This is a genomic window from Paenibacillus sp. CFBP 13594, from assembly GCF_014842675.1.
Lineage (GTDB): Bacteria > Bacillota > Bacilli > Paenibacillales > Paenibacillaceae > Paenibacillus > Paenibacillus amylolyticus_B.
This window is the reverse complement of sequence record NZ_JACYVQ010000005.1, coordinates 488472-513453: the sequence shown is the minus strand read 5'-3', so window position 1 is coordinate 513453 and position 24982 is coordinate 488472. Positions and strand designations below refer to the sequence as shown.

The following is a 24982-nucleotide window of genomic DNA, read 5'->3' as shown; positions in this document are numbered from 1 at the left end:
GTGACCTCGAAGGAACCGTCAAAAGGCAAATCTTTTCAGAATAAGGCTACAGGATGGAAGTATAGCGTGTGGGCACGCTATCTTCTGTTTTTGTTTCTGGTGATTCTTTTCTACGTGAGTCTGGCTTCCAAGTTGCTCCCTGAGCGGTATGATATTCAGGAAGGTACACGGAGTGAAGTGGATATTGCTGCGCCCATGCAGATTCCGAATAACAAGGCCACACTCAAAGCACAGGAAGAAGCTGCAGAACGGGTACAGCCGATATTTCAGATTGTCCAGTTGCGAAACGAAAATTTGATGACTACCCTGCTTGACCGTGTAGATCGATTAAATCAGGATGATCAGATTTCAAGTCAGGACAAGATTGATATTTATAAGGATGAAATTCCGCAGCGCCAGAAGGACTTTGTGACCAACTATATCAATAATAATCGGAAAGCCGGTACATACTCCGAGACTCTTTTGGAAGAGATCAGAAATGTGGTACAGGAGCAAAGCTACCGTATTCCCGAAGAAACTTACATCAAAATCTCGCGTCTGACATCGGATGATATCCAGGAGATGAAACCGGTTGCGAGGGATATTGTTGCCCGGTTAATGACGGATCAGATCAGCGATGCAACCACTGCCCGTGCCAAAGTAGCTGAAATGGTGAGTGTCAGCTCTCTTGGTAAGCGAACGCAACGTGAGGTCGTGCAAGAGCTTGCTCGCCTAGTGGTGACAGCGAACCGTTTCTACGATGAAGAGGGAACCAAGGAAGCCAAAGTACAGGCGCGTGAGAACACGCAAACCGTCTTTATCAAGCAAGGGGACACATTAGTTGCCAAGGGTGAGATGATCACTCCGGAGATGTATACTTTGCTGGATGAAAATGATTTGCTGAAAAATGAAGTGAACTACTGGCCGCAGCTTGGGCTTCTTATGTTTTCCTGCCTGTTGTCAGCAGCCATTCTGATGTATATTCAGCAAGGCAGCGGAACACATTTTAAGTATAATAATGCCCAGCTGTTGATGCTTGTTCTCATTTTTATTATTACGATTGTGGTTATGCATGTGACGGCGATTATCCAGACCAATGAGAGGTCTTATGTTGGCTTCCTTGCACCTGTTGCGGTAGGAGCGATGTTAATTGCGCTCTTGCTGGATACGTCGCTTGCCTTTGTATGTTCGATTTTGATCGGTATGTTGTCCAGCATTATTTTGAATACGCATCAGGGTCAACTTTTTGACTTCGAACTGGGTTTCTTCGCTGTATTAGTTTCATTTGTTGCGATCTTCGCAACTCATAAGGCTAGCCAGCGATCAACGATCCTGAAAGGGGCCATTATGGTCTGTCTGTTCGGGTCCATAGCCGTTTTCACCCTGGCTTTGATTGACTCGGGCGATTGGAATCGAACTACGACACTGTATGGCGTTGGGTTTGCATTTGCTGGTGGAGTGCTGACTGCCATACTGGTCATTGGGCTGATGCCATTTTTCGAAACTTCATTTGGCATTTTGTCAGCGCTCAAACTGGTAGAACTATCTAATCCGAACCATCCGCTTCTTCGCAAGTTGCTGACGGAGACACCGGGTACCTATCATCACAGCGTTATGGTAGGTAATCTGTCCGAAGCAGCAGCAGAAGCCATAGGAGCTAACGGATTGCTCTGCCGAGTGGGTTCGTATTATCATGATATTGGCAAGACAAAGCGGCCCATCTATTTTATTGAAAATCAAAACAATATGGAGAATCCGCATGATTCAATTGATCCGAAACTGAGCAAATCCATTATCGTTGCCCATGCGCGCGATGGGGTGGAAATGCAGAAGGATTACAAGCTGCCCAGACCTATTCGGGATATTGCGGAACAGCATCACGGCACGACATTTCTCCACTATTTCTATCACAAAGCACTGCGCCAGGCGGAAGAAGCAGGCGTTGAGCCTGATTTCACGGAAGAAGATTTCCGTTACCCTGGGCCGAAGGCTCAGTCCAAGGAATCGGCTATTGTTGGCATTGCCGATAGTGTGGAGGCTGCTGTGAGATCTTTGCGCAAACCGACCGTGGAGCAAGTGGAGTCCATGATTGAGAAGATTATTAAAGGACGATTGGACGATCATCAATTCAATGATTGTGACCTTACGATGCGTGAACTGGATATCGTCGCTAGGACATTGAAGGAAACGGTGATGGGTATCTTCCACTCCAGGATAGAATATCCGGAGGAGATTAAGAAACCAAAGCCCACTTCACCCGAAGCAGGCTAATTCAATAATAGTTCGTGTTCAAAAAGGTCGGTTTTCAGTACCGAGAAGATGGGATGAAGCTAGAAATGGAGTAGCGGAGCGTAGGGAAAACTACGTGAGCAACGGACATTTCGGCTGAATTCCATATTCGATGCTGATGATGCCCCTAGGCATCCTTCGTAATCAAAAGCGGGCTTTTTGAACAACCTCTAATATTAGTAGACAGGAGTTATGAAAGAATGAGTCTTAACCTGGCATGGAATAATGAACAACAGGATAAAGAAATTACAGAACCGATGATTGCAATGCTGGAACAGTTGCTGAATCTAGCTGGAGAAGCGGAAGGTGTTGCAGACGGAGAAGTGGCTCTGACTTTTGTGAATGATGAGCAGATCCATGAGTTGAACCGTGATTATCGCGGCATTGACCGTCCTACGGATGTACTGTCTTTTGCGATGAACGAAACGGTGGATGAAGAACTAGATATTATCTATGAGCTGGACGAAGATGAAGAAATGGAAGAAATGCCGGATGTTCTTGGAGACATCATCATTTCCGTACCACGGACCATCCTGCAAAGTGAAGAGTATGGACACTCATTTGAACGTGAACTTGGTTTTCTGTTTGTCCATGGTTTCTTGCACCTGCTCGGATACGACCATCAGGATGAAGCAAGTGAGGCTGAAATGATGGGCAAACAAGAAGCGGTATTGGCCCAGGCCGGGTTGACACGATAATGAAAAGACGCTCCTGGGGTCTGGTATTCCGCAATGCTGCGGAAGGAATCGCATATGGGTTGCGGACTCAGCGTAATGTGAGAGTTCACACGGGAGTGGCTATTTTGATGTGTGTAGCCGGCTTTTTTTTCAGAATCTCAAGAACGGATTGGATGTTTGTGCTGACCGCTGTCTTTTTGGTCCTGGTGACTGAATTGATGAACACGGCTGTAGAGGCAGCGGTTGACTTGGCACACCCCCATATCCATCCGCTGGCAAAAGCGGCAAAGGATACCGCGGCCGGGGCAGTTCTTCTGGCTGCGGTATTCGCCGTCATCATCGGTTGTATCGTTTTCATTAAGCCGGTGATGAGCTGGTTAGGTTTGTACTGATTTGTATTAACTTTGTTTTGATTCGTTTTGTTTGATTTTAATACTACACAAATTTGTGAAGTTAGACCTTTTTTAAGTTGAACTTGTTGACATTACACGATAACGAAGAGGGCAGGAATAAACCGTAGAAGCGAAGCGTTCGCCTTTATCCCCGGATTTTCACAATGAAAAAGTGAATCAAAAAATCTGGGGATAACAGCGATCGAAGGGTTATTCTGGACTCGGAGTGGCTAGTGTGAATTTGGCTTTGGTTGAACTTAATCCGTAGGTAGTAACTTTATATTGCACCCTAAGGGAGAGAACATTAATGGATAACGGTTTGTTAATGCAAGAAGCAATTAAGGCACGTACGAAGGCGTATACGCCTTACTCCCATTTTGGTGTTGGCGCGGCTTTGCTTGACAGTGAAGGTCATGTGCATCATGGTTGTAATATTGAGAATGCTGCGTATACACCAGGTAACTGTGCTGAGCGTACGGCGATGTTCAGTGCCATTGCAGGTGGGCAGAAGCCTCGCAGCTTCACAGCGATTGCCATTGTGGGCGACACGGATGGTCCGATTGCTCCATGTGGCGTATGTCGTCAGGTCATGTACGAACTGTGTGAACCTGATATGAAAGTCATCTTGGGGAACTTGAAAGGTGATCTGCAAGAGACCACCGTTGCTGAACTGTTACCTTGGGCTTTTGGGCCTTCTGATCTGAATTCTGCCAAAAAATAAACCAATATTCCAGGCCTAGGCGCCTGAGGAGGAACATATGAAAAAACAAGCATTTAAATCCGGTTTTGTAGCCATTATTGGACGTCCAAACGTAGGTAAATCCACATTGATGAACCAGGTGATCGGACAGAAAATTGCGATTATGTCGGACAAGCCACAAACCACACGTAATAAAATTCATGGTGTGTATACATCCGAACATCAGCAAATCGTTTTCCTGGATACACCCGGTATTCACAAACGTCAATCCAAACTTGGCGATTACATGAACCAGACTGCTTTGAATACGCTCGGAGAAGTAGAAGCAGCACTGTTCCTGATTGACGCTTCGGAGGGTTTGGGTGGCGGTGACCGTTACATTGCGGAACAATTGAAAAATATCCGTACACCTGTCATTCTTGTCATGAATAAAATTGACAAAATTGAGCCGGAAGCACTGCTGCCACTCATTGAGACGTATCGCAAGCTTCACGATTTCGCTGAAATCGTTCCTGTCTCTGCCATGCTTGGCAGCAATGTCAGCACGTTGCTGGAACAGCTCGGCAAGTATTTGCCAGAAGGTCCACAGTACTATCCTGATGACCAGGTTACTGACCATCCGGAGCAGTTTGTATGTGCCGAGTTGATTCGTGAGAAAATTCTGCAAATGACTCGTGAAGAAGTGCCTCACTCCATTGCTGTAACGATCGAAGATATGAAAGTGCAAGATAACGGTGTCGTTTATATCTCAGCTGTCATTTTTGTAGAACGGGATTCCCAAAAAGGGATCATTATCGGGAAGCAGGGTGCCCTTCTGAAAGAAGTAGGTAAACGAGCTCGACACGATATTCAAAACTTGCTCGGCTCCAAAATTTTCATGGACCTGTGGGTTAAAGTGAAAAAAGACTGGAGAAATCAGGATAGAGTTCTGCGTGACCTTGGCTTTGGCCGCGACTGATCGTCGGAATTGTATCCAGTAATTGCAACACATAGTTTACCTTGCAAGACTCCATCCTATTTGGTAGATGCAGACGTCATTTCCGAAGAGAGGATGAAATTCCGATGCGAGATTTTTCGTGGAAGGTTTTTGCGATGACGGGGGATGTAGAGTCCTATTTGTTATATACCGAGGCGTGTAACTCGTTAGGACAGGAGTCGGATCATGCAAGGGAAGTGATTGAAGATGAAGAAGCCGAAGGATAACTGGCTGATTCGGGAATGGTTAGGTGACGAGGCATGCTATACAGGGTGGAAGGGATTGTCATCCGCAGCATGGACTACGGCGAAGGGAACAAAATCATTACGCTTTGCACCGAAAGCGGCGGGAAAGTAGGGGTACTCGTCCGCGGTGCCAAAAAGCCCAAGAGCCGACATGCTGCACTGGTGCAGCCGTTTACGTATGGTCAATATGTATATTTTCGCAATACAGGTCTAGGCACACTGAACGCTGGAGAAATTGTTGAATCTTATCATGAGTTGCGTGAAGATCTGGTCAAGGCCTCATATGCTTCTTATGCGTGTGAACTATTGGATCGGGTGCTTCAGGATGAAGAGACAGGTACATTTTGGTTCAAACAGTTAAAGGCGTGTTTGCAGGCGTTGAAGGAAGAGAAAGACCCGGTTGTTATTACAAGTCTGTACGAAATGAAAATATTACAGGCATCCGGATATGGTCCACAGTTCGATGAGTGCATCTCCTGCAACCAGGAGCGACCAGATGAGCAGTTGTTCATAAGTCCCAGACTTGGTGGCGTCTTATGTCGAGCATGCAAACATTTCGATCCTCCCGCGATGTCCGTAAGTCCAAAGGCTCTGAAGTTGTTGCGTTTGTTCGCGCAGTTGGATCTGCAGCGCTTGGGGAATATATCAGTGAGTGAGTCTACCCGTGATGAGATCAAAAAGTTGATGCGTGCCTTTATGGATCATCAGCTTGGTCTGAATCTTAAATCCCGTTCTTTCCTCGATCAGATGGAGAAGTACGGGATTTGAGGCGTTTTGGTGGAAGTGAAACTATATCTTGACTTCATACTAGATTTTATATATTATGAAATATAATTTCTCTTTATGAGACATGCATTGAACGAGAAAGTAAAAGACTGGATTTATTGCATTTATGGAGACAAGTCTTTGTTTAACACTTGGTAATCATGAATGAGCGAGCCGGGGATGGTGGGAGCCTGGCTGAATCGGTCTTTGAAACGGCACTCGGGAGCATGAATGGACACGGAAAAGTGGGCTGGAACGAACAGGATCATCCTGTTTGATCTAAGCCAAGTAGGGTGGAACCGCGGGAATAGCTCTCGTCCCTACGTCTGTACAACAGGCGTAGGACGGGGGCTATTTATTGTTGTCTTCACCGTCCTAAGCTTGCTAACAAACCATTGAAAAGGAGCATGATTATGAATTTTCAGCAGATGATTCTAACGCTGCAACAATTCTGGGCCGAGCATAACTGTATTATTGTCCAGCCATACGATACGGAAAAAGGGGCAGGTACGATGAACCCGATGACCTTTTTACGCTCGCTTGGACCCGAACCTTGGAAAGTGGCCTATGTGGAGCCTTCCCGTCGTCCTTCGGATGGACGTTATGGTGAGAACCCTAACCGGCTCTACCAGCATCATCAGTTCCAGGTAATCATCAAGCCTTCTCCGGACAATATTCAGGAAATTTACCTGGAAAGTCTAAAGCGTCTGGGCATTGACCCGCTCAAACATGATATTCGGTTTGTTGAAGATAACTGGGAGAATCCTTCCCTTGGTTGTGCAGGTCTTGGTTGGGAAGTCTGGTTGGACGGCATGGAAATTACGCAATTTACGTATTTCCAACAGGTTGGTGGTATCGAGACAAATCCGGTAGCTGTTGAAATTACGTACGGTATGGAGCGTTTGGCTTCTTACATTCAGGATAAAGAGAATGTGTTTGATCTGGAATGGGTTGAAGGTATCACTTATGGTGATGTATTCCGTCAGCCAGAATTCGAACACTCTAAATATACGTTTGAAGTATCTGATGTCAAAATGCTGTTTACACTCTTCAACATGCATGAAGAAGAAGCAAACAAGGCCATGGCGCAGCATCTGGTATTCCCGGCATATGACTATGTGCTGAAGTGTTCCCACACGTTCAACCTGTTGGATGCACGTGGAGCCATCAGTGTAACGGAACGTACGGGTTACATCACACGTGTTCGTAATCTGGCTCGCCAAGTCGCTGCAACATATATGGAAGAGCGTGAGAAGCTAGGCTTCCCGCTGATCAAGAAAGGGGGAGCCGAGCATGTCTAAGGATCTGTTGTTTGAAATAGGGCTGGAAGAAGTACCTGCACGCTTTATGCGCGCAGCAATCGCACAGCTGCAAGAACGTGTCGTGAAATGGCTTGACGCATCCCGCATTGCTTATGGTGAAGTGAATGCATATGCTACACCGCGCCGTCTGGCTGTTTTGATTCACAATGTGGCTGAAAAGCAGGAAGATATCGAGGAAGAAGTGAAAGGTCCTTCACGCAAAATTGCCCTGGATGACAGTGGCAATTGGAGCAAGGCTGCACTCGGATTCGCCCGCAGTCAAGGTGTTGAACCCGACCAGTTCACGTTCAAGGAACTGAACGGCGTTGAATATATCTATGCAACGAAGAGCAGCAAAGGTGTGGAGACGGCTTCTGTAGTTGGCGAAGGATTACTTTCTGTATTACATGCCATGACGTTCCCGAAATTCATGCGTTGGGCTTCCTATGATTTCAAATTTGTACGTCCAATCCGCTGGATTGTGGCTATGCTCGGCAGTGAGGTTATCGATCTGGAAGTGACAGGTGTTAAGTCGGGTAATGTAACTCGTGGACATCGTTTCCTCGGTAAGGAGGCTGTGATCTCCACTCCGTCTTCATACGTGGAAGTGTTGCGTTCCGAACATGTCATTGCTGATATCCAGGAACGTGAACAGATGATTGTATCCCAGATTCAGGCACTGGCTGCTGAGAAAAAATGGGATATTGCGATTAAGGAAGACTTGCTGGAGGAAGTTCTGTTCCTGGTGGAAACACCTACCGTATTGTTCGGGACATTTGACTCCTCATTCTTGAATATTCCACAAGAAGTATTGATTACTTCTATGCGTGAGCATCAGCGTTATTTCCCTGTACTGGACAGTGAAGGACAATTGTTGCCATTCTTCGTGACAGTACGTAATGGTGGAAGTGATTCACTGGACGTTATTGCCAGAGGGAATGAAAAAGTTCTGCGTGCACGTCTGTCTGATGCCAAGTTCTTCTATGAGGAAGATCAGAAGTTACAGATTAAGGATGCATTGTCGAAGCTGGAAAGTATCGTCTTCCAGGAAGAATTGGGAACGGTTGGAGATAAAGTGCGTCGTATTCGCAAGATTGCCGATGGTGTTGCTGCCAAACTGCAAGTATCCGGTGATGTTGCAGAATCCGTTAGCCGCTCAGCAGATATCTGCAAATTCGATCTGGTGACACTGATGGTGGGAGAATTCCCTGAACTGCAAGGTGTGATGGGTGAGGATTACGCTCGTAAAGCCGGCGAAAAAGAAGAAGTGGCCAAAGCGGTATTCGAACACTATCAGCCACGTTTCGCTGGAGATCAATCCCCTGCTTCTCTTGTTGGTGCCATTGTGAGTGCAGCGGACAAAATGGATACAATCGTGGGTTGTTTCTCCATCAACATTATTCCAACGGGTTCTCAGGATCCGTACGCGCTGCGCCGTCAGGCTGCAGGTATTGTACAGATTTTGCTGGATCACAAGCTTCCGCTGACATTGTCAGACGTGTTCGGAGTAGCACTTCAAGTACATGCCCAGATGAACTTGTTGAAACGTGCAGATGAAGAGGTTCGTAAAGATCTGCAAGACTTCTTTGGTCTTCGTGTGAAAAAATTGTTGTCCGAAACCGTTCGCTACGACGTAGTGGATGCCGTAATTTCTTCCGGATTCGATGATATCAGCGCCGTGGTTCCAAAAGGTGAAGCGTTGATGGCGGCTGTTCTGACAGGAGACGCATTCAAAACAACGGTTGAATCGTTCAACCGTGTGGGTAATCTGGCTGCCAAAGCATCCAATGCTTCCGTACATCCAGAACTGTTCACAGAAGATGGAGAACGTCAACTACATGAGGCATGGAGCAAAACGAATGCAGAATATCGCCAGGCGTTGACTCAGCATCATGCTGCTGAAGCACTGGCTATTGCATCTGCCTGGAAGGATGGTATTACCTCATTCTTCGATTCGGTCATGGTTATGGCTGAAGATGAAGCTGTTCGAGCGAATCGACTTGCCTTGCTCGCGGCTATTGATCGTGACTTGAAAGGCTTTGCTGATTTTTCAAAGTTGGTTTGGTAATTGGACATATTTCATGAGTCCTTTTCCACAGACTTGGCGCAAAGCTAAAATTCAGTATTAAAGAAGGATATATGAGGGTATAAATATACGGAACGGGTTGTGAAATGTATTTTTGACAACCGCTCCGTATTTTAGCCTTTGATTTCCCTCGTTCCGGCAGAAGGATTTTGCCTGGCCGGGGTCGTATATAACAATATGCAGCTATTTTATGAAACCGGGTGGTCTGGGTTTGAGTGAGTTAAATATACGCCACATTGTTGTGGATGGTGATGCTTGCCCGGTCAAAACCGAGATTGCGCAAACCGCTCGCCTTTTCAACATCCCCGTATTGTTAGTCTCTTCATTTGATCATTTGCTTCAAGGAGGAGAAGGGGTACGAACCGTGCAAGTGGATCGCAGTGATCAGAGCGCAGACCTGTATATTGCTAATCATATTAAGCCATATGATGTGGTTATCACTCAGGACTATGGACTTGCGGCACTTGCGCTTGGCAAACGTTGTTATGTTTTGTCCTTTCGTGGTCGTGAGTTCAACGATCGTGACATTGATTTCATGTTGGATTCTCGTCATACTGCGGCCAAAGCACGAAAAAGAGGTCATTACGGGAAAGGCCCAAAGCCTTTCACAGAGCAGGATCGAGAAATGTTTCAACATAAACTGACAAAACTTTTAAAAGATTTGCAGGAGAATGTGTAAGTTTATCGAATTATATTTACGTGTTGAAGAGATGAAGGTGGCCAGAGATGAGTACCGGACAAGGCGGTATACCCGAAAGTATTATTGAATCGGTGTTACAGCAGAATGATATTGTCGATACGGTGAGCCGATTTGTGCATCTGACCAAACAGGGGAAGTATATGAAAGGCCTCTGTCCTTTTCATTCCGAGAAGACGCCTTCGTTCACCGTTACACCTGAGAAACAAATTTTCTACTGCTACGGTTGCGGCACGGGTGGAAATGCCATCAAATTCAGGATGGAAATCGAAGGGTTATCCTTTCCCGAGGCTGTCAAAACGATGGCGGAAGAAAGTCACATCTCTATGGGGGACTGGCAAGGGCGTGAATCTGCTCATGTGAATCCGGAGACGGAACGTCTGTTGGAGGCTTATGAGCTTACCGCGAAGCTGTATCATTTTTTGTTGAAAAATACAGAGCACGGCAAGTCAGCCATGGAGTATTTACGCTCAAGAGGTTTTGGCGACAAGTTGATCGACCAGTTCCAGATTGGTTTTGCACCAAATCGTTGGGACACACTGGTACAATTTCTTGAGAAACGTAACTATCCGCTCGAAGAGATGGAAAAGGGTGGACTTCTGTCACCGCGAAATGAAGGTCAGGGATATGTGGATCGATTCCGAGACCGGATTATGTTCCCGATTAATGGTAGGAGCGGTAAGCCGATTGCATTTGCAGGACGCATATTGGGAGATGGGCAACCGAAGTATCTAAATTCACCGGAAACCCGGTTATTTAACAAAAGCCGTGTTCTCTATAATCTGCATCATGCCAAAAATGCAATTCGCAAACAAAGACAAGCCATTTTGTTCGAGGGATATGGAGATGTCATCTCCGCATGGGATCAGGACATCCAGAATGGTGTAGCGGCAATGGGTACTGCGCTAACCGAGAATCAGGCACTGATGCTCAAAGGGATGTGCGACGAAGTCATCATATGTTATGACGGCGACAGAGCAGGACAGGCTGCTGCACTCAAAAACTTCCCTATTCTTGAGGAAGCTGGATTGCAGGTCAAAGTGGCTCTCATTCCCGAGGGACTTGACCCGGATGATTTTATCCGGAAGCATGGTGGTGAACGGTTCCGAAACCAGATTGTGGATGGTGCCGTGACAACTACAAAATTTAAACTTATAAACTTAAAAAAAAACCATATACTGCTAGAGGGTGGCGGACAAATCGCCTATTCGAAAGAAGCAGTAAAGTTGATTGCACCCTTACCTTCTCCAACAGAAAGGGAAGTGTATCTTCGTGAACTGGCTGCAGAAGTGGACGTATCCTTCGAAACATTGAAGCAGGAGTGTAATGAAGAACGGGAGGCGATGAAAAATAACCTCCAGTATGGGGATAATAACCCGAAAAGGTGGAATAATGGTAGGCAACAAAATAGGCAGGTGCCTACACCCAATCTGTTGCCGGCTTACCACGCAGCTGAACGCAAACTGATCGCCTGGATGTTGCAGGATGATGAGGCTGCCCAGTACGTGAATGAGCATCTTGGTGAAGCTTTTAACTTGGATGATCATGCAGCTATTGCTGCTTATCTATATGCCTACTATGCGCAAGGCAAACCGTCGGATACAAGCCGTTTTATGTCTTCACTGCATGACGATCGCCTGGAAAAAACGGTCAGTTCAATCTCGATGATGGATGGTCCAGGTGAATGGAGTATTCAAATGCTCGATGATTGCATCAGAGAAGTGCTGAAGCATCCGCGTAAGAAAGAGTACGATTTGAAAAAAGAAGAAATGATTGCTGCAGAGCGGGCAGGTGATTCTGTACGCGCGGCACAGATTGCAATTGAAATGATTGCCCTAGAGAGACAGTGAACGTCTGATGATTAGATGTTTCTAGGGAGGAGGGAGTCGAATTATGGCGAATGATCAGCATACTGAACTAGAAACAGAATTGACACTGGATCAGGTTAAAGATCAATTGATTGAATCAGGTAAGAAAAGAGCTTCGCTGAATTACAAGGAAATTATAGAGAAACTCTCTCCTTTTGAGCAGGATGCAGAGCAAATGGATGAGTTCTATGAGCAACTGAGCGATCTGGGCATTGATGTAGTGAATGAAAACAATGAAGAGGTTACACTTCGTCCTAGTGAAGATTCCGAGAACAACACCAGAGAGGGAGAGGACGAATTCCACTTTGATGATGATCTGAGCTTGCCGCCAGGTATCAAAATCAATGACCCTGTCCGTATGTACCTGAAGGAAATTGGTCGTGTGCCACTGTTGTCGGCAGATGATGAAGTACAACTGGCTAAACGGATTGAGAACGGGGATGAAGAAGCCAAGCGTCGTCTGGCTGAAGCTAACTTACGGCTCGTTGTCAGTATCGCCAAGCGTTACGTTGGACGTGGAATGTTGTTCCTTGATTTGATTCAGGAAGGTAATATGGGTCTGATTAAAGCGGTTGAGAAGTTCGACCACAAAAAAGGATACAAGTTCAGTACGTATGCAACATGGTGGATTCGCCAAGCGATCACTCGTGCTATTGCTGACCAGGCGCGCACAATTCGTATCCCTGTGCATATGGTGGAGACGATTAATAAGCTGATCCGGGTATCCCGTCAGCTGTTGCAGGAACTTGGTCGTGAACCGACACCAGAAGAAATCGCTGCTGAGATGGATCTGAGTGTAGAGAAAGTTCGTGAAATTACGAAGATTGCACAGGAACCGGTTTCTCTGGAAACACCAATTGGTGAGGAAGATGATTCCCATCTGGGTGACTTCATTGAGGATCAGGAAGCACTTGCTCCGGCGGATGCTGCTGCGTATGAGTTGCTGAAAGAACAGCTCGAAGATGTGTTGGATACATTGACTGAACGTGAAGAGAACGTGCTTCGTCTACGTTTTGGTCTGGACGATGGACGGACGAGAACGCTGGAGGAAGTCGGCAAGGTATTTGGTGTTACGCGTGAGCGTATTCGTCAGATCGAAGCCAAGGCTCTTCGTAAGTTGCGTCACCCGAGTCGTAGTAAACGACTCAAGGATTTCCTCGAATAATCGAACTATGGGAGACTTTCCGCAAGACGCTTTAGCGGCGGCGGGGTCTCCTTTATTTTTAATTTAAACGTCTTGATTTCTTGGTTTTGGAAATTCATCCTTGAAATGTTTTATTGGATTTTATTTTATCGCTTTTCCTTGTTCAATGCAAATCAATAAATTAAATGAATGGTGTAGGTGCTTCATGAAACTTTCGAATCGATTACAGCAAATACATGATCAAATTCCCGATGGCAGCCGCATGGCTGATATCGGTTCAGACCACGCGTTGCTGCCAGTAGCCGCAATCCGCAGTGGGAAAGCTGCAAGTGCAGTAGCCGGTGAAGTCAATCCTGGCCCTTATGATGCTGCATGCAAACAAGTCAGCGATGCTGGCTTGAAAGAAAAAATCACGGTGCGTCGTGGAGACGGTCTTGATGTGATCTCTGCGGGTGAAGTGGATGTCATCACCATCGCAGGCATGGGCGGCGCCTTGATTGCCTCTATTTTGGACCGAGGTATATCCAAACTGGAAGGAGTCCAGTTACTTATTTTGCAACCAAATGTGGGTGAGGATATCCTCAGACGCTGGTTACTGGAGCATCACTGGGTGGTTGTAGCAGAACAGTTGCTCGAAGAAGATGGCAAGATTTATGAGATTATAACGGCGATGCCACAATCTGTAAGCCCGATTGCCAATGTAGAGGTGTATCGTGCACGTCCGCTTCAAGGCGGGACAGAATTGACGGAAGATTTGCTGCTGCGGATGGGACCTTATTTGGTTGATCGACCGACGGATGTATTTTTTTCCAAATGGGAAAGTGAGATCGTCAAACTGCAGGGGGTTGTTAACTCCATCTCCAAATCCGATCAGGATTCTTCCCGGGACAAGGCGGCTGAGGTAGAGCGTCTTATCGCAAACTTGAAGGAGGTTTTGGCATGTTTGCCAAAGGTCAAACTGTAATTCAACTGATGGAGCAACTCGCTCCCAAACATCTGGCTGTACCGGATGACCGCATTGGTCTCCAGCTCGGCAGTTTGCAAAAAGAAATCAGTCACGTGTTAGTAGCTTTGGATGTGACGGATGAAGTGGTGGACGAAGCGATTCGCGTCGGAGCCAACCTGATTATTGCTCATCACGCGATCATTTTCCGTCCGGTTAAGTCACTGAGTACAGATACACCTATGGGTAAATTGTATGAAAAGCTGATTAAGCATGATATTGCTGTCTATATCAGTCATACAAACCTGGATGTGGCCGAGGGTGGTATGAATGACTGGATGGCCGAGGCACTTGGCATCGAGAGTAAAGAATCGCTGGAAGATGTACACACAGATCATCTGTACAAGCTGGCTGTCTTTGTGCCTCGTACCCATCATGAGCAGGTTCTTCAGGCCATTCTGGAAGCCGGAGCGGGGAGTATCGGTCAATACAACAAGTGCAGCTTTAACACGGAAGGTACAGGAACATTTGTACCTGGTGAAGGGGCTCAACCGTTTATCGGTACCCAAGGGCAGATGGAACGTGTGGAAGAAATGCGTATTGAGACCATCGTACCCCAAAGTCTGAGAAGTAAGGTCGTTCAGGCGATGCTTAAGGCTCATCCGTATGAGGAAGTGGCCTATGACCTCTATGCCATGGATTTAAAAGGCCGTACGCTCGGCCTGGGACGCTTGGGACCCCTTAGGGAGCCTAAGACATTAGGTGAGCTAGTGGAGGTCGTGAAGACCCAATTCAATGTGCCTCATGTCCGTGTAGTAGGAGATCTGAACAAGCAGATCAAAAAAGCAGCGGTTCTTGGCGGATCTGGCAGCCGTTATGCGCTCACTGCCCGCTTCAAAGGTGCGGATGTTATTGTGACCGGAGATATTGATTATCACACGGCTCATGATGCGTTAATGGCAGGTATGTGTATCATCGACCCGGGACATAATTCAGAGAAGATTATGAAACCAAAAACGGCCGATTGGCTTCGTTCCCGTTTGGAAGAAAAACGATATGATACGCAAGTTACAGCTTCAGAGGTCAATACGGAGGTATTCCGGTTTATCTAAAAAGACAGTTGCTGTGTGATTCCCAGTAATATTAAGCTTGTCTGGGAACTCAAATGCCTGTATACTATGTAATGTTGTTCGGAAAGCTTGACAGACAATCGCTGGTGGCCTTTGTTGCCACGAGAGGAAAGTCCGGGCTCCACAGGGCAGGATGCTGGATAACGTCCAGTCAGCGCGAGTTGAAGGATAGTGCCACAGAAATGGACCGCCGATGGCCGGATTTTCCGGCACAGGCAAGGATGGAACCGAGGTGTAAGAGACCCCGAGGAACGCTGGTGACTTCGTTCCTGGTAAACCCCATCTGGAGCAAGACCTAATGGGACACAGCCGCCTCTTTGGAGGAGGCAGCCTTAGCCCGAGGTGTGTCTAGGTTGGTCGCTTGAGCTGTGCAGCAATGTATGGCCTAGATAGATGATTGTCGCTTCTGGTGGGAGGGTAGTTCCCGTATGAACCACGAAGAGCACAGAACCCGGCTTACGGTAAGCTTTCCTAACTGCAACAACAACACAACACAATGTAGTCCATCTATCAGTCGAGGACAACTCGTATGAATCATCCGATGACCTGACTGATCAGAAAGGACCCATGAACATCTAAAAAAACATAACTCCTGTTGATAACAGGTCTATAAAAATAAGGCGGCAGTTCCGAGATTCTCGGGCCTGCCGCCTTATTTTTGTTTCTCATATCAAGTTATTAACCTTCATACGCTAATGGAATAGTCAAACGTTTATGACAGTTCATTACAGTGTAACAACACTGTCCGATGTTAAGGAAGCATGCCATCGTTGGATGGCGCGATCCATTCTTTCCACGGCTTCCGGAAGGAGCTCAGGGTCCGTATGAGTAAAGTTGATCCGCATGCGGTTTAACTCCGGTGTACCTGCATAGAAAGAATCACCTGGCACAATGCACACTTTCTCCTGGATACCGTAAGTGAACAGATTGCTTGCAAGCATGCCTTCAGGCAATTGCAGCCACAAGAACATGCCACCTTGTGGTGAATTCCACGAGATACCTTCCCATGCTTTGGCTGCCATAAGAGTAGTCAGTGTTCTCATGCGTTTTTCGTAATCCTCTGAAATATGGCGGATATGTGCATCCAGATCGAAAGATTCGAGTAGTGCATGAAGCGCTCTTTGGTCAATGCTGCTGGAGTGCAAGTCGGCACCTTGTTTGGCTCGTGCTGCCATTTTGACAATATCGGGAGCGGCCAGAATCCATCCCGTACGAAGGCCAGGTGCTACCGTTTTAGAGAATGTACTGGTGTAGATAACATTGGAAGAGCCGTCATAGGATACTGCATCCAGTTCTGCGAGAGCAGGGACATCCAATTGCTCCGGATTAAACCGAATTTCACCATAGGGATCATCTTCCAGAATAAGTACGCCGTACTTGCGGCACAGATCCACAGCCTGCTGTCTTCTTTCTCGCGACCATACTTTTCCCGTAGGATTGGAGAACGTGGGATTAATATAGACAAGTTTTGGACGATGCAACTGGAGCTGTTCCTCCAGAGATTCAGGCAACATGCCGTGATCATCACAAGCTACGCCGTGAGATTCAGCCTGATAGGAATGAATGACTTGCAGAGCAGCGAGGTAGGTTGGTGATTCAACCAATACGCGGTCACCCGGGTCGAGAAGGATGCGGCAAACCAAGTCAATGGATTGCTGTGAACCCGTAGTGAGAAGCATGTGATCGGGTGAAGCGGGAATGCCCTTGGATTCAAGACGTTCAGCGATTTTGGCGCGAAGAGGACGGTAACCCTCAGTCTCCGCATATTGAAGAGCGGCTGCTCCGCTCATAAATACTTTTTCATATGCAACGCGGATGGCTTCCAGCGGGAATGAAGTCTGGGCTGGTAATCCACCGGCTAGTGAGATCATTCCAGGTGCCTGAGCGGCCTGGAGCATGTCGCGAACGACAGAGGACGGGGTGTTTTGTGCCATTTTGGACCAAGGGATACTCATGTTATTCTCATCTCCTGTTATTCACTGTTATACTGATATTATAAACTATAATAGACGGACTACACTATAACAGTAAAATGAAGATCATAACAGTTGGGGGAGCACATATGCATATTGAATTAAAGCGGGGAAGCAGTACCAAATTGTACGTGCAGATTGCGCTAACGATTGCCGATCGCATCCGATCAGGACTCATTGAACCCGGAACCCGACTTCCATCTGTTCGTAAAATGACCGCGGATTTGGGTGTCAGCCTGGTCACTGTATCCAAAGCGTATGCTGAACTTGAAGCGATTCAATTGATCACCTGCTCCCAGGGGAAAGGTTGTTATGTGAGAGGTACATTGAACGTGGATCAGATGGAGGATGTGGACCGAACCCAGCGAAACAATGCCAACAGTGAATCCGGTACGTCATGGAATTGGCAGATGGCACTGGTGGATTATTTACCTCGAGCGCAGCTCTGGAGACATTTTGATACGTCACCTCAAGTGCGGTATGAACTTCATATGTCAGCGATTCAGCCTGAACTGTTGCCTACACGAGAGATTATCGACAGCGCCTACCGACTCTCCTCTGATCATACAGAGCGTATGGCAGCTTACGGATCTTTTCAGGGGGATCGTGAGCTTAGACAGATCTTGGCCGAACATTTTGCCGAGCGTGGACTACAGGCTGCACCTGAACGCATGTTAATTACAAGTGGTGCTCAGCAGGGGATCGATCTTGTGGCACGGACTTTTGTCGGACCTGGGGATGTTGTATACATGGAGGCACCAAGCTATACCGGAGCTATTGATGTATTTACGAGTAGAGGCGCGAAGATCATTACGGTCCCGATGGATGACGAAGGCATGCGTATTGATCTGTTGACCCGGTTATGTGATACCTATCCGCCCAAGCTGATCTATACGATCCCGACCTATCACAATCCAACAGGTATCACGATGAGTGCAAGAAGGCGAGCACAGCTTTTGAATCTCGCGCAAAGCTACCACTGCCTCATTCTGGAGGATGATCCGTTTGCAGATCTTTATTTTCGGGACCCTCCTCCGGCATCCATTAAATCGATGGATGGGACAGGTCATGTCGTATATATCAAAAGCTTCAGCAAGGTGCTGTCTCCTGGTTGCCGTATAGCCTGCGCCATTGCAGACGGAAGTGTATTGACCCGGCTTGTGGCTGCGAAATCTACGGCGGATTTGGGGAGTCCGCTGCTTACACAAAAGGCATTGCAATCTTTTATTCAGAATCAGTACGGTGTCTATGTATCCCGATTGAGGGATGAATTGTATTCTCGCTTGTGCGCAGCATCTGAAGTGCTGGAAGAGCATGCTACTATGGGCATGCAATGGCGATTGCCAGAGGGAGGACTCAATCTGTGGCTCCAACTTCCGAGTAACTTGGATATGCGTGAGTTGCATCATCAGTCACTTGCTGCAGGGGTCTCTTTCCTCCCGGGTTCCGCCTGTTATGTAGGAGAGATGGATACACCAAGTCTGCGTATTTGCTTCACCGTAACAAATGTTGAGCTTTTGTGTGAAGGACTTCGTGTACTGTGCCAAGTCATTGACGAAGTTACACCTGGGCAGGGTGGGACAGTGGCGGACAGGCTACCGCTCATATAATTTTTCGGACTATGGACATACATCCAATCCACTTTCGATCTGTTGCAATAGGTTATAGTATCACCAGAAAGGGAGTTGGTTTTGAAATGAACCATTACTGTCCACCGCTTTGCCCGATTGTATGTGACCCGATCCAGGTTGTTGAGGATTATTACATCCCACAAATCGTGCCTGTCATCCACCCGATTGAAGTGATCAAAAAACATCACTGTGTTCCGATTCATCACCACATGTATCCTGTTGTTGTCAAAGAAGAAGACCCTTGTTATGTATCCAGCCATAATCCGAAGAAAAAATCCGTGAAAAAATCAAGTAAAGCCCGCACATCTTCTCGCAAGCGCTAATTGCAGCGGGTGCCCCGGGGAATTGGATATAAACCAAAAGAGCAGCGTACGCCCCGGGGCGCAGCTGCTTTTGTATTTTTTACAGATTATCTTCATTACGCTTACTGCGTATACTTTTTCATCGTATTATCCATTTGTTGTCTGACATGTTGCGGCCAGAATTGCAAAGGAGCGCTGTTGCCTGATGCGGCTTGCAGTGCCTTATAGACATCGATTTGGCCATAGCCGAAATACTTGTCGTGACCCGGATCACCGAGGTCAATAACACTTTGGCGCATCAAATCCATCACTTCCGTGTTAGTCAAGTCCGGGTTCAACGAACGAATCAAACCTGCAAGTGCGGCTACATGAGGGCTGGCCATGGACGTTCCAGACAAGGCCGCATACTGATTGTTTGGATAGGTACTGGCGATACTGGACCCCGGAGCCATCACATCCACATAGTCCCCGTAGTTGGAATAGGAAGCTTTGCTCATATCCGGGTCCGTAGCAGATACGGCAAATACTTCCGGATAAGCAGCAGGGTATCCTGGACGCTCTGTATTATCGTTCCCCGTGGCTGCAATCAGGACGATATCCCGGTCAAAAGCGTATTTAATGGCATCATGAAGAAATTGCGCATCAGCATAATTGCCCAGACTCATGTTGATAACTTTGGCTCCATGATCGGCTGCCCAGATGATGCCTTCAGCAACGGCATACGTGGTACCAGAACCTGAGTTGTCGAGTACTTTAACCGGTAGTACCTTGTTATACCAGCTCATGCCTGCCACGCCTTCGTTATTGTTGACAATAGCGCCGATAATGCCTGCGACATGTGTGCCATGTCCCACATCATCCATCGGTTTGCTTCCTGGCTCGACCACATTATAACCTTCAAGGAGCTTGCCCTTCAGGTCAGGATGATTCATATCAACCCCCGTATCAACTACTGCTACGATGACATCTTTGTTTCCCTTGGTAATATTCCAACCTCTGTTTGTCTCAATCGCAGGCAGGTTCCACTGATAATCGGAGAACAAAATGTCATTGGGTATCGTTACATCGGTTTGTTCAGTTACAGTATCATTGGTTAAATACATATAGTGGGGCTCCATATAAAGTGGATTCCACTTGCTTTCGAAATAACTATGCAATTGTTTGTAACTCATGTGTTCTGACCGAAAAACATACGTGTATCCCAGCTTGCGCGCAGATTGCGCTCTCAGATCGGATTTAATGATACGCATATCCCGTTCACCGGGATCTTGGCGAAAACGGATGACGATTTCATTTTCGTAAAAATGACTGGCATTTGCATTATCATGTCCGGTCTTCACTGTAATTTCGTTAAGCGTATCAGGGTGAACAGACTCAATTTTGAATTTACCCTCACGCGGATAAGGGATCATGCGCAGATTTTTGCGCTGATGTTGTTCAACAGCATTTAATACGTTCTGGCTGAACAAGGCAATTACAGCTCTTTTGCCATCTTTGGAGGGTTGTCCCATCACAAAATATTTTTCTTTTCCCAAAGGAAAAGAAGAGGACTCAAAACTTTGACGTTTTTTTACCGCTTTTTTGGCAAGGTTGAGCGAATGTTGAAGCTTCTGTTGTTCCAACTTGCTTCCTTGTGAGGTGGCTTGATCAAAGGGCTTGTCAAAAGAGCCATTGGTATTCATGAGATGAATGGATCTGATATGTTCATGTGAACTTTGGAGATCATTCACATATCGGCTAACCTGCGCAGCATTCATTGTGGCGGTTTTCTCCAGCATGATACTGAGATGTTGCTTGGCGTCCATGCGGGTCAAGAGATCTGTTGCTTTGACATCCTGTACTTTCAGACGTTGCTTACTTGTATGCTCTTCATGAGCAGAGTCGGACAGCGCACTAGGCTTAGGTTCTTGACGATTGGATGTTGGGAGCAAAAGCGTCAGGGCGAGTGCTCCCGCACCAGCTGCAAGGGCCCAGTTAATCCATTTCGGTCTGGACATGATGGATGGAACCTCCTTCGTTCATTTTGAACAATCGTTAACCGTGCTTCATCGTTGTCACTGGTTATATCTATCGTTAGAAAAAGCGGAACGTTTTATGCAAACGAGTTCGAGTCTGACTGCGTATAATAGGCATGTTCAATGGCAGAAACGGAAAGCATGATTAAGGTATACCGCTCGTCAACTTTTTATGGTAGGATTATAGCTGAGAATTGAAAGGTCAGGGGAAAACCACCGTTGGCCGACCTATATGTAAGGACTTATTTAAGGGGGAGCTACCTTTATGTCAGCAGCCAATGTACAGAAAACATGTGAGTCAACTAGGGAAAAGTTAAAACCGGCTATCGATCGGATTGAAAAATTTTTGAATGAGAATGCTTTGCCTGAACTGGATCAGAATCAGACGGAAGAATCAACAGTCTTCTACAAAGGATTTCTTTCAGATCTCCGTCATTTACTCGTTTTTTCTGAAGTTTCTTACGAAAAACTTGGCGTTGTGCTGCGTCGTGCCAACTTTGATGTCGATTTTGCCGAAAAGGCTCTTTATAATACGTATCACCAATGCGTAAACAGCTTTTTCTATCCCAAAAATGAATGTTATTCCGAAGACGGAAGATACGCTTACACAGGACAAGATGCCATTCGTTTCCGTGATAAGCCAATCCGTGCAGTACGGGATGTTATTCTGGAGGTTTCCAAAACGTACGAAGAATTGCGCGATGATCTGGCATATTATGAAAGTGATTACCTGACTCAGCGCCGTATGCAAAATCAACGGAATCACGCCTAATTAACGCTTAAACCTGAATATGAAATTGGACGAAACCGCCCTTGTGGCGGTTTTTTTGTGTTTTTAGTGAGAATCAGACGAGGTGTAATCATGTCATCATCTGGCATTTTGACGGGGAATATCAGATTTGTGGCGAGGAGACAATAGTAGTCGAGGTGATAAAAATGAGCCAAGACAAGCCAATTGTCAAATGCAGCGTCTCCAACTGCAACTTTTGGGGAGAGAACAACTTCTGCCACGCTGATGCCATCATGATTGACATTGACCAACATGCCACCCGTCGTCTGCATGAGGAATTTGCCGGTGAGACATTTGACTCCGATCACCATGATCACGCACGCACATCCTCTGCAACATGCTGTCACACGTTTAAACCCAAGTGAGCAGTCATCCCTATTCATAACGGAGGTGCTTCCCAATGAAAAATGACGATAATAAGTTTAATTTTCAAGATCGCCCTGAAACCAAGGTTGAAGGTGAAAAACAGCGTATGCGTGTCGATTATCCAAGAAAAGTACATCGCGAAGAATACGGGGCAGAGGTTGCTCCTCCGACTGTCGTAAGAACTGGAGGTACCGAACGGGCAGAGCCTGTACCTGAGAAGCATGAGGCAGACCGTGTCATGGAATCAACAGGTAAGGTTGCGGGTTACATGGGACTTGCCTTCGGGATCGCGTCTTTGTTCATGTGGTCAATCGTACTTGGACCGGCCGCAGCCGTACTGGGTTACTATGCCTATGTGAATGGTCGTAAGACAGCGGGAGCCTGGTCCATTGGACTGGGTGTTGTAGCTACGCTGAGTTATTTTTTCATGATTCCATTCGCTCGCTAACGTGTAAAATGATTCATTCAAAAGCCTTCTGTTCTCACCCATTTGCGGTGAATTACAGAAGGTTTTTTTCGTATATGCGCAGGTTATGTGGAGAGGTTTAACTATTTTTATGAAAACAATGGAACCTTGCTGTAAAACGATGTAGAATAAGGTCATAATACGCTTAATTATACGGGAGTGGGTATAACTCATGCAGATTGATCCAAACGGATCGCGGCAGTTGTTGGAACTGCAATTGTCCAATTTGAATAACCAAACCACTGGATCACAATCGGATGCTGGTTCAACAGTGGATTTCGCCAATGTGATGGACGGGCTGTTAGGTACGGGTGCCAATACGACGAGCAATACAGATTCCACCGCGACGGTCTCCAAAAGATCCAGTGATGGTCTGTTGTGGCTGCAACTCGGAAGCACGTACAATCCAGATATAAATACGGCAGGATCGTCCTCTGTCTCCAATAACATCGTTGAGTCTTTATTATCTTCATCCAATACAGGAATCGTGAATTCCGGTGCATCTGTACCTACGGATTATGAATCTTTAATTGCCGAGGCAAGTGCGAAGTACGGTGTTCCTGAATCATTGATCAAGGCCGTCATTGACACAGAGTCCAATTTTAACCCAAATGTCGTGTCCTCCGCCGGTGCCAAGGGGCTGATGCAATTAATGGATGGCACGGCTGCAGGGCTGGGTGTGAGTAATTCATTTGACCCTGCCCAGAACATTGATGCGGGTACGAAGTATCTTTCCCTTCAGCTCCAGCGTTTCGGTGGAGAAGTGAAGATGGCACTTGCCGCGTATAATGCAGGACCGGGCCGTGTTTCACGTCTAGGCGTGTCGAGTGATAGCGAACTGATGAGTGTACTTAACCGTTTGCCTTCCGAAACTCAGAATTATATCTCCAAGGTGGAGAAGGCACAGTCGAAATATGTGATCTAAACTCACAGAAAGACATTTCGCGATAACATTGATAGGCAGGACAAGATCAAATGTGGGAGCAGAAGCGCTTAAAACGCCTGTTCCCGGTTGGTCTTTTTGTGTTGTACGGGTATCGTGTTACAATGCTCACTGTAGGTTCATGAACGAAGAGATAAGGGAGGTCTAACCTCATTTGAAATATTTTGATTATGCTGCAACCACACCTCCCCATCCGGATGTAATTCGTACGATGGCCGAAATTATGGAGACACAATTCGGTAATCCATCCTCCATCCATGGCTATGGAGAGCGTGCCGATCAGTTGCTGCGTCGTGCTCGATCCGGCTGTGCTGCTGCAATCGGCGTTAAGCCTGAAGAGATTGTATTTACTTCTGGTGCGACCGAGAGTAATAATCTCGCGATAAAAGGTGCGGCATTACGTTATCAGTCACGAGGCAGACACATCATCACTACGGCTACCGAGCATGCCTCGGTGTACGAAAGTTTTATGCAATTGCAGCAGTGGGGATGGGAAGTGACATTAGTTCCTGTGAATTCCGATGGAGTAGTGAACGCTCAGAAGGTTGTAGACGCGATCAGGCCCGACACGGTGCTTGTGAGTCTGATGCATGTAAACAATGAAACAGGAGCCATCCATCCGATTGCAGAGATCGGCAAACAGCTCAAAAAGAAAGCACCACGCGTGCTTTTCCATGTAGATGGTGTTCAGGGTTTTGGGAAAATGGAGGCGACACCTGCTGCTTGGGGTGCAGATCTGTACAGTTTGTCTGCTCACAAGATTCGTGGACCGAAGGGAGCAGGTCTCCTGTATGTGCGAAGTGGAGTGGAGCTTACGCCACTATTGTCAGGAGGATCACAGGAACAAGGCCTAAGAGCAGGCACAGAAAACGTGGCCTTGCTGGTAGGCATGGCCAAGGCCATGCGAATGGCAGCAGAAGATCAGGTTGATTTTGCCCGACGTACAACGGTGCTCCGTGATCGATTGATGGAAACGATACGTGTTATTCCTGAATTTGAATTGAACAGTCGCACAGAGGGTGCACCTCATATTGTGCACTTCTCCTATCCCGGGATGAAGGCAGAAGTGGCGCTGCACACCTTGGAGCAACTTGGCGTAACCATATCGACCCAATCTGCCTGTTCTTCGCGTTCGGCTGAACCGAGTCGGGCTCTACTTGCGATGGGCAGAGATGCAGCTTGTGCTGGTGGCGGATTGCGTATTAGTCTTGGAGATGAACATACAGAAGAAGATGTAGCCTTGCTTGAACAGGCTTTACATCAGATGGTGGCGCAGTTGCGGCCCCTCGAAAGGCGGATGTAAT

24 protein-coding genes and 1 other RNA gene are annotated in these 24982 nt (G+C 46.8%); 23 read left to right on the top strand and 2 right to left on the bottom strand.

All coding sequences use genetic code 11. From position 1 onward, the window contains the following. The 16 genes from IFU39_RS18960 to rnpB all read left to right on the top strand — a co-directional run bounded on the left by IFU39_RS18960 (position 1) and on the right by rnpB (position 15666). Positions 1-2250, top strand: coding sequence for an HD family phosphohydrolase (locus IFU39_RS18960; RefSeq protein WP_091013988.1), 2250 nt, complete (start codon positions 1-3; stop codon positions 2248-2250). 218 nt (positions 2251-2468) lie between these two features. Continuing rightward, a complete protein-coding gene (ybeY, locus tag IFU39_RS18955) occupies positions 2469-2966 on the top strand; it encodes an rRNA maturation RNase YbeY (RefSeq protein ID WP_036674804.1) in 498 nt (165 codons plus the stop codon). Beyond that, positions 2966-3337, top strand: coding sequence for a diacylglycerol kinase family protein (locus IFU39_RS18950; RefSeq protein WP_017687246.1), 372 nt, complete (start codon positions 2966-2968; stop codon positions 3335-3337). Before ybeY ends, IFU39_RS18950 begins: the two co-directional genes overlap by 1 nt. A 307-nt stretch (positions 3338-3644) precedes the next feature. Further along, positions 3645-4058, top strand: a complete 414-nt coding sequence (locus tag IFU39_RS18945) for a cytidine deaminase (protein WP_036615035.1) — start codon at positions 3645-3647, stop codon at positions 4056-4058. A 37-nt stretch (positions 4059-4095) separates the two neighbouring features. Continuing rightward, the gene (gene era, locus IFU39_RS18940) at positions 4096-4995 is read left to right on the top strand and encodes a GTPase Era (protein ID WP_047843779.1); all 900 of its coding nucleotides are present in this window, start codon (positions 4096-4098) and stop codon (positions 4993-4995) included. 104 nt (positions 4996-5099) lie between these two features. Continuing rightward, entirely contained in the window at positions 5100-5240 is a 141-nt protein-coding gene (locus IFU39_RS18935) for a YqzL family protein (protein ID WP_091013993.1), read from the top strand. Between the two features lie 33 nt (positions 5241-5273). Further along, on the top strand, positions 5274-6026 hold the full coding sequence (recO, locus tag IFU39_RS18930) for a DNA repair protein RecO (protein ID WP_047843778.1): 753 nt from the start codon (positions 5274-5276) through the stop codon (positions 6024-6026). A gap of 149 nt (positions 6027-6175) precedes the next feature. Then, positions 6176-6301, top strand: a complete 126-nt coding sequence (locus tag IFU39_RS33265; RefSeq protein ID WP_274599277.1) for a hypothetical protein — start codon at positions 6176-6178, stop codon at positions 6299-6301. A gap of 135 nt (positions 6302-6436) precedes the next feature. Beyond that, complete coding sequence (gene glyQ / locus IFU39_RS18925; RefSeq protein ID WP_017687252.1) at positions 6437-7324, top strand: glycine--tRNA ligase subunit alpha; 888 nt, start codon at positions 6437-6439, stop codon at positions 7322-7324. After that, a complete protein-coding gene (gene glyS, locus IFU39_RS18920) occupies positions 7317-9392 on the top strand; it encodes a glycine--tRNA ligase subunit beta (RefSeq protein WP_192134207.1) in 2076 nt (691 codons plus the stop codon). The genes glyQ and glyS overlap by 8 nt, the downstream gene beginning before the upstream one ends. Positions 9393-9621: 229 nt before the next feature. Continuing rightward, on the top strand, positions 9622-10089 hold the full coding sequence (locus tag IFU39_RS18915; protein WP_017687254.1) for a YaiI/YqxD family protein: 468 nt from the start codon (positions 9622-9624) through the stop codon (positions 10087-10089). 47 nt (positions 10090-10136) lie between these two features. Further along, on the top strand, positions 10137-11957 hold the full coding sequence (dnaG, locus tag IFU39_RS18910; protein ID WP_091014001.1) for a DNA primase: 1821 nt from the start codon (positions 10137-10139) through the stop codon (positions 11955-11957). Positions 11958-12000: 43 nt separating this feature from the next. Next, a complete protein-coding gene (gene rpoD / locus IFU39_RS18905) occupies positions 12001-13140 on the top strand; it encodes an RNA polymerase sigma factor RpoD (RefSeq protein WP_017687256.1) in 1140 nt (379 codons plus the stop codon). A 184-nt stretch (positions 13141-13324) separates the two neighbouring features. Next, complete coding sequence (locus IFU39_RS18900) at positions 13325-14083, top strand: tRNA (adenine(22)-N(1))-methyltransferase (RefSeq protein WP_192134204.1); 759 nt, start codon at positions 13325-13327, stop codon at positions 14081-14083. Continuing rightward, positions 14059-15174 (top strand): Nif3-like dinuclear metal center hexameric protein, encoded by a 1116-nt coding sequence (locus IFU39_RS18895; RefSeq protein WP_192134202.1) that lies wholly within the window; start codon positions 14059-14061, stop codon positions 15172-15174. Before IFU39_RS18900 ends, IFU39_RS18895 begins: the two co-directional genes overlap by 25 nt. An 82-nt stretch (positions 15175-15256) precedes the next feature. Further along, an RNA gene (gene rnpB / locus IFU39_RS18890) (RNase P RNA component class A) lies at positions 15257-15666 on the top strand. Between the two features lie 251 nt (positions 15667-15917). Here rnpB and IFU39_RS18885 read toward each other — a convergent pair. Continuing rightward, positions 15918-17147 carry an aminotransferase-like domain-containing protein gene (locus tag IFU39_RS18885; protein WP_091014010.1) on the bottom strand — a complete coding sequence of 410 codons (1230 nt, stop codon included), beginning with the start codon at positions 17145-17147 and terminating at the stop codon, positions 15918-15920. Between the two features lie 107 nt (positions 17148-17254). Between IFU39_RS18885 and pdxR the strand changes: the two genes are divergently transcribed. Together pdxR and IFU39_RS18875 are read left to right on the top strand one after the other, a co-directional pair. Further along, entirely contained in the window at positions 17255-18775 is a 1521-nt protein-coding gene (gene pdxR, locus IFU39_RS18880) for a MocR-like pyridoxine biosynthesis transcription factor PdxR (RefSeq protein ID WP_192134199.1), read from the top strand. A gap of 86 nt (positions 18776-18861) precedes the next feature. After that, a complete protein-coding gene (locus IFU39_RS18875) occupies positions 18862-19119 on the top strand; it encodes a hypothetical protein (protein WP_076211601.1) in 258 nt (85 codons plus the stop codon). Positions 19120-19220: 101 nt separating this feature from the next. Here the strand turns inward: IFU39_RS18875 and IFU39_RS18870 are convergent, their stop codons facing one another. Next, positions 19221-21095, bottom strand: a complete 1875-nt coding sequence (locus IFU39_RS18870; RefSeq protein WP_105599723.1) for a S8 family peptidase — start codon at positions 21093-21095, stop codon at positions 19221-19223. A 283-nt stretch (positions 21096-21378) separates the two neighbouring features. Between IFU39_RS18870 and IFU39_RS18865 the strand changes: the two genes are divergently transcribed. The 5 genes from IFU39_RS18865 (at position 21379) to IFU39_RS18845 (ending at position 24981) form a co-directional block, all read left to right on the top strand. Beyond that, positions 21379-21885 (top strand): YpuI family protein, encoded by a 507-nt coding sequence (locus IFU39_RS18865; RefSeq protein WP_091014020.1) that lies wholly within the window; start codon positions 21379-21381, stop codon positions 21883-21885. 164 nt (positions 21886-22049) lie between these two features. Continuing rightward, a complete protein-coding gene (locus tag IFU39_RS18860; protein ID WP_074095869.1) occupies positions 22050-22268 on the top strand; it encodes a DUF1540 domain-containing protein in 219 nt (72 codons plus the stop codon). A gap of 35 nt (positions 22269-22303) precedes the next feature. Then, positions 22304-22717, top strand: coding sequence for a hypothetical protein (locus IFU39_RS18855; protein ID WP_192134197.1), 414 nt, complete (start codon positions 22304-22306; stop codon positions 22715-22717). Between the two features lie 190 nt (positions 22718-22907). Beyond that, positions 22908-23660, top strand: a complete 753-nt coding sequence (locus IFU39_RS18850) for a lytic transglycosylase domain-containing protein (protein WP_192134195.1) — start codon at positions 22908-22910, stop codon at positions 23658-23660. 172 nt (positions 23661-23832) lie between these two features. Next, positions 23833-24981, top strand: coding sequence for a cysteine desulfurase family protein (locus IFU39_RS18845; RefSeq protein WP_105599720.1), 1149 nt, complete (start codon positions 23833-23835; stop codon positions 24979-24981). Position 24982 lies beyond the last annotated feature (1 nt).